Below are 14,833 nucleotides of genomic sequence, written 5' to 3'. Positions count from 1 at the left end.
TAACTTCTTATTGGTTCACTTGTGGAATGCGTATCTCGACACTTGTTCCTTGATTTGGCGCACTAATAATTTTAACATCCCCACCGAGCAAAAGCGCGCGCTCTTTTATATTGACCAGACCATAGCTGGCTGATTTACTGTCTCGTGTATCAAAGCCGACACCATCATCTGCTATTCTAAGAATAATATTGTCATACTGCTCTTTTAGAACAACTTCAATATTATCAGCTTGTGAATGCCGTAGTGCATTGCTCAGAATTTCCTGTGCCATACGGAAGAGGTTATCTTCAATGTTAGATGAAGCTTGAATATCACTGAGTTTCACATTAATATTGGCGGATATCTTTGCTTGTAATTCATCCGTCAAGGAATTTAAACCTGCCGAAAGGGACTTGCCGTCCAATTCAATAGGTCTTAAATGCAACAATAAGGCTCGCATCTCATTTTGTGCTTCATGCAATATTTTTAAAACTAAACGTGTTTGCGTCAAAATTTGATCTTGTGTGAGATTAGAGTTTTCAGCTTCGCTACCCGTTACAGAAGAGAGAATCATCGTTGCGGCAAAAAGTTCTTGACTGACCGAATCATGAAGCTCACGTGAAATACGTTTTCTTTCCGTTTCCACAATTTCTGCTTTATTTGCTGATTTTTGACTTGAGAGTTCTTGCAGTTCGACAGACATCTCTTTTAAGCGCAAATGAAGAGCCTTCAATTCTGGATGCTCCGGTTCTTGATTTTGACTCACACGCTGGATATCTTCATAAAAATCTCTCTTAATTTTGCTGTTTTCCAAAAAATTGAAAAAAGTAAAAACTAAGGCCAATAATCCTGCTACCGAGAGAAAAATCCAGATACCATAAAAATTATTCGCAATCTCGCCCATAATACTGGCTGTTGAAACACCGCTCGTGATTGAAAACAATAGCACATCAACCAAAACAATAATGATAAAAAGGACGGTAAAGGTTTTAATGATTGATTTCTTCATCCTTTCACCACCTCAACATTTCCTGTTTCAACCTGGAGTTTAATACGCATCCGTTTTTGCGTATCTTCTGTCATATCTGAGAAATAACGAAAATTTACAGGGTTAATTTCGGTCTCTTCATCAAAAATCTTGACAATGCCATTGTGTACCGTAATTTCTAAAGCTACGGCAACATCTTCCGGCACGATAATTTTAGTATTTCCTGCTGATTTTTTGATGCTCAAGCTGTTTCCTTCAGGCCTAAAATTGACATCGTAGAGATCAATTACATCATTTCCATTTGCCCGTGTGATGTCTTCCTGACTCTCCGCATAAGCTTGGCTATAAGAAGAATTTGGCATCGTGTAGGCTTGCCTTTTCCAAAAACTAATCCCAACCAAAAGAGGAAAGAGAAGAGCAAGCCAAAACCATCCAGCTGTCAAGAGCATTACTGCAAAGAAAATCCAGAGCACAGCTGTGACAGGACGGAGAAAGGTTATTTTACGTGACAATATACTGAAAGATATAGCTAAAGCAAGCAATACAAGAAAGTACGGTGATTTTATAATATGCAAAAGCAAAGCAACTATGATACAAAGCTCTATAACAATAAATGTTTTTATCCGTCTATTCATACCTCTATTCTACCAAAAAAAGACCGCTCTATGCTCGGTCTTTGGTCTTATTTTGAAATTTCTATTTAGCGAATACCTAAAGCGATCTTTTGAATAAGCTTGTCTTTGACTCCTCTTTATGAAAGCGTTACAATTATTATATAGAAAAGAAATTTTATGGTTCCACAATTAATCAAAGCAGAATTATTGGCAAATTTTAGAATAAAGTTAACTTTTGACAATAACGAAATTCGTTTTCTTGGAACAAAGAAGTCTAATAATTTTATTGAAGAAAACAATATCTTAAAAAATATGTCTGCCGCTTGGGGAGCTAGTCTGTCACCACTTGCAGGGCCCAGCCAGAAACTAGAAATAAATAAGGATGGAAGTTTATCAGTAGAAAGTTATACATTATCACCGGAGGAAGTTTATCGGATAAGCGTATCTAACCTGTCTGAACTTACACTTTAATTTGATTACTTTAGATACTTTTCCTCACTCAACTTCTGTCCAATATAGATAGAAGTTTTTTTAGTCACCTTGTTTGTGCAATGCTAACAATGAATGATTTAAAAATAAAAATACTTTATCTTTTTACAAAACAAAAGAGAATCCTAATGAATTCTCCTGTAATGCTTTTTTGAGTAGATTAGCGAATACCCAAAGCGATACGCGCATATCGGCTCATTTTATCGATCGTCCACGCTGGTATATTTTTGAACTTTTTTTATTGTTGTTATATCAGTGATTATAGACTACTGTACTTTCAAAGCCAAACAATAAATAGCTTGGAATGTATACTAAATGTACCATAAAGAAATTTCTAAAGACTCTTTTAATTCTTGCCACAAATTGGTTTAAAAATCTCATTCAAATTCAGTATCATCAATTCAATAGAGTCAATTAAGTTTTTAATTTTTTTAAATCAAAGTCAGTTTGTTCTGGCACTGTTGTTACTTTATCACTATTTTTCCATATAAAAATGAGTGTTTGACTTTCATAACAAAAAAGAGAGTGTTTCTCTTTTTTATTTGAAGTAAAATTATTCTTTTATTATCTTCTTGTATAAGTATTCCATAGTTAAAATAATACATACACTACCCTGTAATTTTTAACTTTATAAAAATTGGATAAGTTTGCTTTCAAAAACTTAATCCCCCAAAAATAATATGTACTACCTATAAGATTTTACAATGATAGTCATCCTTTTTTATAAATTAAAATATTTGAGAGGAATAAGTTATATTTCCCCCATCCATAAAAACTAGGCTTATATAAGTAAATTAGAGATTTCTTGAATCTTTTTAGTCAAGAGGATATTGCTATCAAACTGAAGATGTGTTCTCTCTAATCCCTTCAAATAACCTTATTCTACTAAGCTATACTAACTAACAAAATTATAGTGAATAGCTTTGGTATATTATCATTCATATGAGTCTTGCTTTATAAATTCCCATAGAAAGTAGAGGTATGGAATAGTAATAATATTCATAATATCACCTAGACTCTATTTCTATTCCATTGTCATGTAATAACTGAGCCGCTATACCGTTTGCTTCTTTCATATTTCCTGTAAACGTCCCATCATATATTTTTTTAAAACCACAGGATGGACTGCCTGATTTAAGAATAGCTTTCTTGCATTCCAACTCCTCAGCAATTTTTAGTGTCTTTTTTGCTCCATATATAAATTCAGGAGTAAAATCTTCTCCCTCTTGACTCAACACTTTGTCTCCAACTATTTCAGCAGCTGGGCGTGGAGTTGGCAGCCCACCTAAAACTTCAGGACATACTGGTATTGCTCTACCACTTTCCACTAATTCTATGACCTCAGCATTAGGGGCTGCCTTACCATTATATCGGCATGGAATACCAGCAAGGCATGAACTAACTAATATAACTTCTTCTTTTAGGTTATTTTCTTTTTTCACAATATAGCACCTCCTAACTCTATTGTACGGTTTTAAAGACTATAAATACAGTCTTTTATATTACAAAACTTAAAAAAGCTCATATCGTTCGGAATAAAATGATATTTATAAACATTTTTAATTAAAAAAAGTAACAAAACCCTCAGTCTTACAGATTACATTTTTATAACATGCTCCTATAAAAAAGACAGATGAAATACATACCTGTCCTATTTTATAAATTATATTAACTGATATTTTATTTAAAGTATGTATAAAATAGGATTATATCCGCATTAACGCCCTTTTATACTCCCTCTCTTCGACTGTCGCACTCGAAGAAGCATCATTCTTTCCTTAATTCTATTGGAACTCTTATACTTATTAAAAAGCACAGTCTGATTTACACATAATGTGTTCCTCAAGTAATTTCCCAAAATTTGTCCTTTAATATATAAACCTTGTAAAATTGATGCTATATTTCAATGTCGGGAATACTGTGTCCCACTTCATGAGGATCTAATTTTGTTATAGACATATGTAGTATTCTAAACTTATATTTTTTTTAGTATATTGATTACTTGTTATACTCCTAATAACTTTATATAATTTAGATTAATACTACTCATAAGCTAATTGTTTAATGATTTTTTCCAAATGAGGGTAATGATTTATCAATTGCTCTTGGGTAAATAATTCAAAATCTTCAAATGTAAAAGCAGGTGTAACCACACAACTTACTAGTGCGTAACCGCTCTTCACAGTTGAGCCAAATATAGTTCCAGCTGGGACAGTCCATGAAAGTAACTGGCCTTTTTTGACATCAGGTCCTATTTTTACTTCTTCATAGTTCCCGTCAGGAAATATACAATGCACAGTCAACGCATTACCACTGTGATAAAACCAAGTTTCATCTGCTGATAATCTGTGTAAATGAGAAGGATTTTCTTCAGTGAGTAAAAACAAACATGAAGAACTTAGGCTCCTTTCTCCTTTTTGAGTAAAAAGTGTTTCAGGATGTAAGTAAGTTTCTTTATAATAGCCTCCTTCGGGATGAGGGAGTAGTCCAAGATCTTTTATCCAATCTTTGTAATTAGTCATTTTAACCTTTATGCTTTCTATCTGATTTTTAAGAGATACGATATGTAGTACAGATTAGTCTGGGGCCTGACCTACATGATCTCCCCAAAGACATTCTGAAAATTTAAAGTTTGAAAAAGAAGCTTTAAAACTTGATTCTTCAGGTGAACACGCATATATTCCAATATTCACTTTTCCACCACCTTTATTTAAGTGACATATCCTCATTTGGTGGAATATTTTTCCATCACTAGAGTACTCAACACGAAAATCTGACTCTCTTCTGCTTACTCGATACCAAATCTCTTTTATAGAAGGAACTATTTCCATAGTTGACCAATCGGAATATCCGCTGTTTGTAACCACACACCCTAAATGTTGATAATCTCCATTCTCATATTCAGATGAAGCTTTCAACCAATTTTCACTATCCTGATATATAACTATTCCACACTGATCAAATCTATGCTTCGCATCTCTAAACTCAGTCTTGACTGTAAAAGAAAAATACTCTTCTTCCACTTCCTTATAAAATATTGGAGCATTATCATTTTGAAAGTTATAATAAGTTCTTTGCCATAAATCTGTATGAGGATTAGTATATATCTCGACCATTCCATTAAGTATTTTAGTTTTTTCCGGTTTTCTTATCCAATTATAATTCTCGCTCAACATATTCCTTCATCTTCCTATTTACATGGTATAAAAACTTAATGCTCTTTTTTATATCTTTCTTCTAATTTAGTTCTGTGTGATTCCATAATATCACTGATTGAAAGGTTATATTTATCTGCCATAATAAAAACATTATCTAGGACATCCCCAAGCTCTTCTTTTATATATTCAATCTTCTCTACTTCATCCCCCTCAATTTCGTCCGGTCGATCTCTACCTATTTCTTTTTTTCTTATTGCTTGTGCTAACTCACCAACCTCTTCCGTGAGAAAATTGCAGCGTATAAAGGGGCTATAATTATACCACCCTCTTTTTTTATAGAACATTTTGACCCATTCTTGATATTCTTCAAATTTCATGACATTTTCCCTTTCTTTTCTCGTAAATATGCGTTAAATTACGCTTCCCACTTTTATTCTTTCTTCATATTTAACGTTAATTGGTTGAGGAAGCTTTGTTAAATAGGTTTCGAGAGCTACTACATCTTCTTGTATGTTTTCGTTAAGAATTATTCCTTTCTTGAAAGCCTCATAATTATCTTTTCCTTGCCCAACAAACGAATTAGTGACTACCCTATATTTCTTTCTCATTTGCAAAGGCTGCCACTTGTCATCCTTACTTACATCCACCCTTTTGAGTTCTTGCTTTTCAGAATAATAAAGTTTTAACTTTGAAACTTGTGGGAACTTACCATATTTCAAGGCTTCAAATAAGAAGAGCCCCTCAATTTCTAATAACATTAATTGCTTTGAAAATGGAAGAACTTTAATTAAATCTACTCGACTTATTTCTCCGTTAGGTATTGATGATCGAATCCCTCCCCCATTTATTACAGCTAAGTCTGGTTGGTATCCTTGTTCAATTGCTTCTAGAAAAAAAGCATCTGCTACTACATTTCCTAAGGTAGAGAAAGGTTTAGATGAAACAATGCGCTCTCCATCAATTCTATCCTTAACAGTAAATAGCTTATGTGAAGATAATTTATTTTTTTCATGCTTCATATCTGATAAGAAGGATTCCAATCTTTCATCAACTGCATTCTCACTAACTTTGTGCAGAAACTTATTGACCAATTTTATTTTTCCTGTATCTGTATATTCTAGATTAACTTCTCCTAAAAATTCTCCGTAAGCTCCAGCTTGTACTATAATCGTATCATTCACAACTATATTTTCTTCTATCGGAACGTGGGTGTGCCCCCCAACAATGACATTAATTCCATCAATTTCTTTAGACAACAGAATATCTATATCATCTCCTAAATGGCTAACAAGAATTATAATATCACTCTCCAATTCAATCAATTTATCAATCATTTCCCGTGCTACCATAAAAGGGTCATTAAAAATAGTTTCTGAGCTTGGAAACCCGTAGGAAGGGGTTTCCAATGTTGTAAGACCGAATATGCCTATCTTCACTCCTGAAGATAAGGTTTTAATCATATAAGGTAAAATTTTTTTCTCTTCAACCAAAGGAGCGATAAGTTTGTCATGCTTAAAATTAATATTACTAGTAACTATGGGGAAATTCACATCTCTTATAAACTGTGACAAAATATGAGAACCTCCATCAAATTCATGATTTCCTAAAGTCATTACATCGTATTGTAAAAGATTAAGTAATTGAGCTTCCTTCTTACCATGATAAAGATTATAATATAAGTCACCTGAAAGAGCATCTCCTGCGCCAATCAATAATGTAGTATTACCTTCTGATAGATTTTTTTCTCTTATTTCATTTATTTTCTTTGCTCTTTTCCCCATATCATCAAGATAAGAATGGGTATCGTTCGTATGTAGAATTGTAAGTTTCATTTTTCCCCAATAAATATAAAATAGTTACTGCACCACAAAAAATAACCGGTAAAATCTAAATATACAAGTTACTATATATAATAGCAAACTATTCATAAAATTTCAAAAATATTTTTATAAATAGTATTACGGGTACTTTATATGGATCAAAAAAACATATGCACCTACATATGTTTTTCATTCGCTCATACTTCACTTTTATCTGGAAAAATAGTATTATCACCCTTTTCTATCCGGAAAACTCTCAAGTCCTTCGTAAGAAAGCCAAGGTTTATCGGAATCACGATATATGTGGTAGCTTTCAAATTTTTGTTTTTCAAAATCAGGATATTCACTGATGCAACCTATTTTGAAAGTCATCATTTCTGGCGCAGCGCCTTTTATATGCCATAATGTACTACCACAGTTTGAGCAAAAATATCTTTTTTTATCTTGTGAAAACTCATTAAGTGCCTCGTACGAAGACAACAGCTCTTCACCAGAAAGTAGATTAAAATCAGTTTTTAGAGCACTTAAATTTGCGGAGAAAGCAGAAGAGTGTGCTCTTCTACAAAAACTGCAATGGCAAAACACCAGTGGCCCTCTTAACTCCTTAATTTCATATGCTACTCCTCCACACAAACAACTTCCTTTTATCATATTAATTCTCCTATCTATTTTATATTACAACCAAAATTTAGGGTATTTTCTCCCCTTGGCCAGATTATTTACTACTAGACCAACAATAACAATCACCAGCGCACCTGCCAAAACAGGTGTAAGTAAATAGGACCACCCTACTGTACCAGACCCTAACAATATTACTAAAGGATCTGCACCTGCGGGAGGATGTGTCGTCTTTGACAAGATCATAAGTGATATAGCAATGCCTACTGCAATAGCAGTGAGGAGCATTGAAGACCCGAAAAAACGGTGAAAAAAAATTCCTACAAAAGACGAAATGAGATGTCCTCCGACTATATTTCTCGGCTGTGATAGGGGGGAGTCCCACACTCCAAAAGCTAATACACAACTCGCACCAAAGGGAGCCATAATGAATAAATTCCCACTCCACTTAGTAAGTAAAAGTAAGATATATATTGCCGCTACTCCTCCTAAAAACCCAACAAATGCATCTCGTGGGCTTGACTTTAGCGGTGTCATTGATTTTATATTAAAATATTTCATTTTTCTCCTTTACTAAAGCTATTTTATCAAAAAACAAACTAACCTGTCAAACATAAATTTAGAGGTTAGTTTTTTATGTTTATTTGTTCATAAATTTTATAGATATTGGAAACAATGAGATAATGGGTATATATTGTTTGCAGTATTACAACTGGGGACGTTACCATTATTGCTTCCTTCAGGATTTCTTAGAAATAATTGGGTCAATTCCGAGTTTATTCTATTTGCATTCAATCTTGGGGTACCAAGTATATTTGGTATTGCATTATTTTGGGAGGAAATTCGAAAAGTTTTTTCTTATTTCAAGTATCATACAATCTTATTAGAGTCAGTATTCCTATTTGGTTAGGAGTGATGCTAATTGCTGAAAATATTTCCAAAATAGTCTATGGCTTTTCAAAGACCCCCGATAATGAAACTATGACGGTTACTGATAACGTACCTGTTTTTGTAATAGTGGTTTTCGATATACTAAGACTAATTCTTGAAGAGATAATTTCCCGACATATTTTTTATAGATATTCTTATATACTCACCTGGAGCTATAATTTTTGCAATAGTATATCTTAAAGCTAAAAAATCTTTAACTTTCGTTATCCTTTTACATATGCTGGATAATATATTAGGATTAATAAACTAATCTGAAAATATATATAAAAAACAGAAAGTCAACAACTTCCTGTTTTTTATGTATATTTTTCTTTTTGTTTTTTTGTAAATTTTTTAGATTTATTTCTATTACCACATATATCCATTGAGCACCATTTTCTGCGACCAGTTTTGTCAAGAAATATAAGTATACACTCGGGATTTGCACAATGCTTTAATTTTTTAATATCTTCATTCTCAATGAGCTCGGAGAGAGATAAATAGATCACTGATAAGAAAGCCCGATACCCCGTAGAATTATAGGGAACTAAAACATGTTCCTTATCAACAATACAAGATGTAAAGGGTAAATTATGGAGTTTTTTATTTATATCTGAAATCCAATTTTCTAATGAGATTTCATGATTCATGAAATGTTGTAATTCATTTCCAATAACTTCTCTTAATTTTAAAACTTTTTCCGTTATATCTTGTGTTCTAACTGCACTTTCTAATATGTCTAGTTGATATTTTTTGGGTATACTACTTGTTAATTTTTTCTGAATTAAAATCCACGAAAGAAGGTCTGTTTCATCATTAATAAGTTCTATTTTTTTCTTGTATCTCATTATTTGAGTGTTAACGAGGTTCAGTGCCAGATTATCCGTAGCAATCACAAACTTTGATTCCATTTTATTTCTCCTTTCTGTTTAGATTGAAGCTTTTGTCTAACAGTAATGCTTATATTTTAAATAGCAATATGTAGAATATAAAAGATATTTTCACCAAGATTTAATATTAACCTAATATCAAATCCTCTTCCAAATATTATCATTCAAAATCGCTAAACCAGCTGAATTAATCTTATCAAATTACAATTTATTTTACAATATAGATTTTTTTAAGGCAACGTTTTATCTAATACCACTTCTTGTAAGTGAAATAATGGTTCTCGCTCCTATTTCACTTAATTTTCTTCTTAAGCTCTTCAGGAACTCATGTATTAAGATTATGTATTATGCCTTCTGCTTCCTTAATTACTGCTTCCTTAACAGATGGTGGGTTAACTTTTTTTAAATTACTCCCAAATGATAATAGAAAACGCCCTATCCATTTTTCATTTGGTAGCATTGTATTCACTACTATAGTCTGATTATCAGTTACACTAATATCTTCATGTGGAAACTGATCATAGATTAAATAAGAAATTTTATTGGAAAATTCTAACTCTACATTCTCCCAAGCATAGTTATACGCAGAGGTATTTTTTTTTTTGGAGAAATTCCACGTTCAAACTTAATGCCTTTACTTCTAACATCTGTCATTCTATTCAACTTAAAGAATCTAAATTCATTTTTTATTAGACAGTAAGCTTGGAGATACCAATTTTGTGATTTAAATAAGAGTCTATACGGATTGCATATTCTTAAAGTAGTACTATTAGAACCAAAATATTTAAACTCTATCCGCTCTTTGTTTAAAATACTTTTTCTTAGGAAATCAAAAGTCACATTTCCTTTCTTCACACTATACCATGAAGAAAGATCTACTTCCAACCAATCTTCTATCTCCTCTACAAATAGACCTTTTAGCTTTTCTAAAGTTTTTTCACCAACCATTGGATTGAAATTTTTTGTACCCTTGAGTGTTAGCAACAGATGCTCCTGCTCCTCTTTAGACAATAAAACTTTATCCAAAATGAAACTATCTAGTAAGTATATTCCTCCATTTCTCCCCATTTCAGTATATACTGGAATTTCCATCTCACTTAATTTATCTATATCTCTATTAATTATTCGAATTGATACCTCAAAATGACTTGCTAATTCTGTGGTTGTAGCTTTTCTCGTATGAGAAAGGTAATATAAAATACCAAATAAACGCTTTGAGCTCAAAAAATTCCCTCCCAAAATACGACAAACGATGTCGCACTTTATATTATACAATAGATCATAGTAAAAAGGAGAAAACACTATGAAATTCAATATTATCAATGCTATACGTACTAATAATTTTAATGATCCTGATATACAGAATAAACTTATATCATCATGGAATGATAATCAAAATCTTGTTAAAGAGGCTTTTACAATGGGAAAGACTGTCTTTGGAGTCTATCATGAATATGAATCGAATTATAAAGGAGATTATTCATTCTCAATAGGAATAGAAGATTTTTTAAAAGGAAAGTATGATTGTTCATCTTATGCGTGGAAAAAGTATGAAATAGATACTTCGGATAAATTAGGTATTTTAAATACTTGGAAGATAATTTGGGATGCTGAAGAAAAAGTAAATCTTACTAGAATATATGACTTTGATTTAGAAGTTTATGATCCTAACGGAAAAATATATATCCTAGTTGCATATAGATAGATTGGTATCCTGTGTATTATTTTGAATTTGATATTTTTTGATATTTAAAGAACAAGCAGGATAAAATTTATATATTAATATATAAAAAAAAGAGAATCTACGTATTATGTTCTCTTTTTTTACTTGTTAATATATCTGTTACTCAAACAGGTATAAGTTATAAAGTTTTAAAATAAAATTTATAACTTTATTTTCCAGAATTTACTTGCTCAAAATGAACTATAGATTACCAAAATAAGAAAAATAGTGAGGAAAGTTATTAATACTTTCGACCGTGATGAAACTTTTATTTTCTATTTGTATGAAAATATATTGATAATAAGTGTATATTCCTATGTCAAACTAAAAAGATAAAATAGTATATATAATACACAATCTATTATTCCTTTGTTTTCTCATGATGGTAACTTATTTTGCCAGAATTAGAGGATATTCTAACAATTATTTTACTTCTTCATAAACCACATTACCAAATTCATCTTTCGATTTTTTGAATTTAATGTTATCAGAAACTTCATAGCTTGAAGATTTCACAGTCAATGTACCATTTTCATTCTCTTTAATATCGCCTTTGTCTATTGGGAGAGCTAAATGACCATCAGGAAGTATTAGTAATGTACCATGCGTTGCAGTTATTCCTTTAGCCATACCACCTTGTGCATTTAACCCAAATTGTCCCTCAATCCCTTCTACAGAAACAAATGAAGAAAATTGTACACTATTACTCATTTCAGGTGCCACTTTTAAGTAAGAAATTTTTCCATCTAGATAACCTTGAGGATAGGTGCCTAGAAGTTTCTCTGTACTTCTATTCTTATCAGTGATTTCTTCATCAATCTGTTTACTTACCTCTTTATCCAAAGAATATTCTTTGTTCGACTCTGGAGCAATCTTATGTAGTTGCTCTGCTGGTGTTTCCTTGAACTGCTCCATTAATTCTGTATTTAATTTATTATTATTTTTCAAAATATTTATAGCATAAAAACCAAGAGCATAAGCTTCTGCATCAATTTTAGGAATTACTTTGACTAATACAGGTAGCTGTTCTAATTCCTTGTATACCTGATTCTGATCGGTCGCTTTACCTGCCATAGTCATCCCAAAGTACTCAGCAGTCCCTTCCAAAATATCTGTGGCTTTAGCCATTTCGACTTCTTCAGGATACTCTTTAGTCCATTTGTTGTACCAATAGTTAAATTCTTCTATAGATTCTTCTTTTTTATTTTCATTATGGTAGGCAGTTCTTAAGGCTGCAACCATACTAGCTCTATATTTTCTTGGTGTAGCCTCTTCTGGATATACGGCAGAACGAGAGTTACCATCTTCATTATTCCAGTTATCTTGAGTAGTATGGAATAATTCATGTGTACCAGTTTCAAAAGTTCTAAGAATTTCAGAGTCTTTTATTCCCTTGTCAACTTTCTCTGGTACCATCATAACAGCAGGTTTATCATTATAAATAAATTTTCCAAAGGTGCCGGGAGTATTCCCTGTGCTCTCCACAATGTCCTTCATCTCATCTGTTAAATTTTCTTTTGAAACTTGTTTATCTTCATTCGTAAAGTAGACCTCTTCGCCATTTGTGATAAAAATACTGAAGTTTTCCTTATCCACTGTTGGCCATACATCATTCATCTTACTATAGCTAGTTTCAATGTACTTATTTATTTTTTTTGAGCTCTCTTTTAACTCTTTCTTCGAAACTGTAAGTCCTTTAGAGTCTACACCTTCTTTATCTTTTTTAACATCACTTGAAGTTTCTTGAGCATTTTTTGTGTCAACTTTTTCTCCTTTACCGGCACATCCAGCCAAAGAAAGAGATGTTAGGAGTATAGCACCTAATAAAAAACTTTTTTTCATATCTATATACTTCTTTCTATAAAACATTATTTATGCGTATTTGCTTTTTTGCAACATACGAAATACAAAAATAACATTTACGTACACATTAGTTAACTACTACATATCCGTCACATAAAGAAAATAAACATTTCCTAAAGATGTGTGTATTATTACGCTTTTACAAGAACAAATAGAGACAAGTTATTTCATTCCTTATTATATTTTTGTTACACTAAAAAAGTCGCAAAATTTTAAGATGAAAAGGAAATTTAAATAATGAATAAATCACTGACTACAAAGAAGATTAAACCATTACTCTTCTTATTATGTTATTTGCTTATTGTCATTGTACCTTATACGAAGTCATTATTCTTGATGTTAATCACCAGTATTCTACCAACTTTACTTGATAATGATCTTATTCTTACCTTAGGCATGTATGCTATTCCTATTATACTTGCATTTGTTTTTTATGGTCGTGAAACAATAGATAGTTTTTCATTTTTTCAAACACACCCAATAAAAAAAAACACTATACCTTCTTTTAGGGTATGTTCTTGTGATAATTGGTAACTTAAGTATATCTCTTATTACAAATAGTTCCCAAACAGAAAATCAAGCAGCAATAGAACAATCTAGTACTCAAGTTCCCCTTCTTTTCTCACTCTTACTTCTTGGCGTTTTAATTCCTCTAATTGAAGAATTAGTGTTTAGAAAAATATTGATCGCCGATCTTTCACAATTTATTAATGAAAAATTGTGTATTGCAATTTCTTTGGTATCATTTGCATTAATTCACGTTAATACTAATATCATGGATGCTTCAAGTTACATGCCTTTAGCAATCGTTATAACTGTAGCGTATATTATTTCTGGGAAAAATCTATCATATGCTTTGTCTTTGCATATGATAAACAACATTATAGGAGTCGTACTGATGTCTTCCTAATTTCCCTTCATACTTTTTAACTTTATTAACACTCATAATAATAACATGGAGTAATATGCATATATTAAAACAATTTTTAAAAAAGAATCTGCTTACACTTTCCATAGTAGCAATAATTATTGGTAAGCTTTTTATTGGAACAATATCCATATGGCAAATAGGACTTCTTCCTTTACTGTCCCTCGGAGTTATATATATTATATTAAAGAATAAAAATAAACCCCTAGAAAAAATTGTCTCTTTCTTTATACTTCCTATTTTTATAAATATACTTCTTCAAATAGTTTTTTATTTTATTGTTCGAGAAAGTGATACATCTTCTATTCTATTATCTTTAATTTTTATACCCTTATCCAATTTCTTTTATGTTGGTTTTCTAGTAAAAAAACACGAAGCTTCCCTTAAAGAAATTGGCCACATGGTCACAACTATACAGTCCTTGTTGTTTGTTTCTACCATAATTGGCTTCATTGTTAAAAACCCTCTCCTTTTTGATGGAATTTTAGTGAAAACTAAAATGGAAAGCATAGGTTTCGATCACTCTTCTTTATCTTCCCTTTCTATTTCTCAAATGATAGAGGCACTTACTCAAACAGTATTTTTGCCCTACTTAACTTCAACTTCAATGATAAAAGGTTGGGTAGAATATCGTAACTTTGTAAATGAACAAAAGGGAAGTTAGTTATTAATATGTTTTATTAAAAGAACATGATACCTGTGCTATAGTTCACAATATACTATTACATTCACATAAAAATACTGGAGTTATAATTTGCTTAAAAACAAACATCTAGATTTAGTCTTACACTTAGGAGTTATAATAATACTACTTGCTTTGGGAATGATAATAC

At 31.6% G+C, this 14,833-nt stretch carries 18 protein-coding genes; 5 read left to right on the top strand and 13 right to left on the bottom strand.

Features of this window, described 5'->3' with window-relative positions; translation table 11 throughout:
- Nucleotides 1-7: 7 nt before the first annotated feature.
- Complete coding sequence (locus J0J35_RS01255) at nt 8-988, bottom strand: sensor histidine kinase (protein WP_019291664.1); 981 nt, start codon at nt 986-988, stop codon at nt 8-10.
- Complete coding sequence (gene liaF / locus J0J35_RS01250) at nt 985-1,602, bottom strand: cell wall-active antibiotics response protein LiaF (RefSeq protein WP_019291665.1); 618 nt, start codon at nt 1,600-1,602, stop codon at nt 985-987. The genes J0J35_RS01255 and liaF overlap by 4 nt, the downstream gene beginning before the upstream one ends.
- Before the next feature lie 156 nt (nt 1,603-1,758).
- Between liaF and J0J35_RS01245 the strand changes: the two genes are divergently transcribed.
- Entirely contained in the window at nt 1,759-2,052 is a 294-nt protein-coding gene (locus J0J35_RS01245; RefSeq protein ID WP_019291666.1) for a hypothetical protein, read from the top strand.
- Nucleotides 2,053-3,077: 1,025 nt separating this feature from the next.
- Here J0J35_RS01245 and J0J35_RS01240 read toward each other — a convergent pair.
- From J0J35_RS01240 to J0J35_RS01195, 10 genes are all read right to left on the bottom strand, one after another.
- Nucleotides 3,078-3,512, bottom strand: coding sequence for a DUF523 domain-containing protein (locus J0J35_RS01240; protein WP_181965409.1), 435 nt, complete (start codon nt 3,510-3,512; stop codon nt 3,078-3,080).
- Nucleotides 3,513-4,112: 600 nt separating this feature from the next.
- A complete protein-coding gene (locus J0J35_RS01235) occupies nt 4,113-4,592 on the bottom strand; it encodes a cupin domain-containing protein (protein WP_117517522.1) in 480 nt (159 codons plus the stop codon).
- Between the two features lie 54 nt (nt 4,593-4,646).
- Entirely contained in the window at nt 4,647-5,246 is a 600-nt protein-coding gene (locus J0J35_RS01230) for a DUF1349 domain-containing protein (protein WP_206917228.1), read from the bottom strand.
- Nucleotides 5,247-5,281: 35 nt separating this feature from the next.
- Nucleotides 5,282-5,605 (bottom strand): MazG nucleotide pyrophosphohydrolase domain-containing protein, encoded by a 324-nt coding sequence (locus J0J35_RS01225; RefSeq protein ID WP_198494810.1) that lies wholly within the window; start codon nt 5,603-5,605, stop codon nt 5,282-5,284.
- A gap of 33 nt (nt 5,606-5,638) precedes the next feature.
- On the bottom strand, nt 5,639-7,060 hold the full coding sequence (locus J0J35_RS01220; RefSeq protein WP_206917225.1) for a bifunctional UDP-sugar hydrolase/5'-nucleotidase: 1,422 nt from the start codon (nt 7,058-7,060) through the stop codon (nt 5,639-5,641).
- A gap of 219 nt (nt 7,061-7,279) precedes the next feature.
- Nucleotides 7,280-7,699 (bottom strand): GFA family protein, encoded by a 420-nt coding sequence (locus J0J35_RS01215; protein ID WP_206917224.1) that lies wholly within the window; start codon nt 7,697-7,699, stop codon nt 7,280-7,282.
- Nucleotides 7,700-7,723: 24 nt separating this feature from the next.
- Nucleotides 7,724-8,227 carry an HPP family protein gene (locus J0J35_RS01210; RefSeq protein WP_242534025.1) on the bottom strand — a complete coding sequence of 168 codons (504 nt, stop codon included), beginning with the start codon at nt 8,225-8,227 and terminating at the stop codon, nt 7,724-7,726.
- 686 nt (nt 8,228-8,913) lie between these two features.
- Nucleotides 8,914-9,507 carry a CGNR zinc finger domain-containing protein gene (locus tag J0J35_RS01205; protein WP_206917221.1) on the bottom strand — a complete coding sequence of 198 codons (594 nt, stop codon included), beginning with the start codon at nt 9,505-9,507 and terminating at the stop codon, nt 8,914-8,916.
- A 304-nt stretch (nt 9,508-9,811) separates the two neighbouring features.
- A complete protein-coding gene (locus J0J35_RS11770) occupies nt 9,812-10,012 on the bottom strand; it encodes a WYL domain-containing protein (protein ID WP_370569337.1) in 201 nt (66 codons plus the stop codon).
- A gap of 32 nt (nt 10,013-10,044) precedes the next feature.
- Nucleotides 10,045-10,710 carry a YafY family protein gene (locus J0J35_RS01195; RefSeq protein WP_206917219.1) on the bottom strand — a complete coding sequence of 222 codons (666 nt, stop codon included), beginning with the start codon at nt 10,708-10,710 and terminating at the stop codon, nt 10,045-10,047.
- 79 nt (nt 10,711-10,789) lie between these two features.
- Here J0J35_RS01195 and J0J35_RS01190 point away from each other — a divergent pair, with 79 nt between their 5' ends.
- On the top strand, nt 10,790-11,191 hold the full coding sequence (locus tag J0J35_RS01190) for a transcriptional regulator (protein ID WP_206917209.1): 402 nt from the start codon (nt 10,790-10,792) through the stop codon (nt 11,189-11,191).
- Nucleotides 11,192-11,632: 441 nt separating this feature from the next.
- On the opposite strand, the gene J0J35_RS01185 is transcribed toward J0J35_RS01190, so the two are convergent.
- Nucleotides 11,633-13,051, bottom strand: coding sequence for a hypothetical protein (locus J0J35_RS01185; RefSeq protein ID WP_206917207.1), 1,419 nt, complete (start codon nt 13,049-13,051; stop codon nt 11,633-11,635).
- Nucleotides 13,052-13,309: 258 nt separating this feature from the next.
- Here J0J35_RS01185 and J0J35_RS01180 point away from each other — a divergent pair, with 258 nt between their 5' ends.
- The 3 genes from J0J35_RS01180 to J0J35_RS01170 are packed head-to-tail and all read left to right on the top strand — an operon-like array spanning nt 13,310 to nt 14,664.
- Entirely contained in the window at nt 13,310-13,606 is a 297-nt protein-coding gene (locus tag J0J35_RS01180) for a hypothetical protein (RefSeq protein ID WP_206917203.1), read from the top strand.
- Complete coding sequence (locus tag J0J35_RS01175; protein WP_206917200.1) at nt 13,593-13,982, top strand: CPBP family intramembrane glutamic endopeptidase; 390 nt, start codon at nt 13,593-13,595, stop codon at nt 13,980-13,982. Before J0J35_RS01180 ends, J0J35_RS01175 begins: the two co-directional genes overlap by 14 nt.
- 55 nt (nt 13,983-14,037) lie before the next feature.
- Nucleotides 14,038-14,664, top strand: a complete 627-nt coding sequence (locus J0J35_RS01170) for a hypothetical protein (RefSeq protein WP_206917196.1) — start codon at nt 14,038-14,040, stop codon at nt 14,662-14,664.
- Nucleotides 14,665-14,833: the final 169 nt, after the last annotated feature.

Origin of the sequence: Lactococcus sp. LG606 (assembly GCF_017309645.1) — a bacterium.
Taxonomy (GTDB): domain Bacteria; phylum Bacillota; class Bacilli; order Lactobacillales; family Streptococcaceae; genus Lactococcus; species Lactococcus petauri.
The sequence above is the reverse complement of the archived record's forward strand: the minus strand, read 5'-3'. Positions and strand labels throughout refer to the sequence as shown.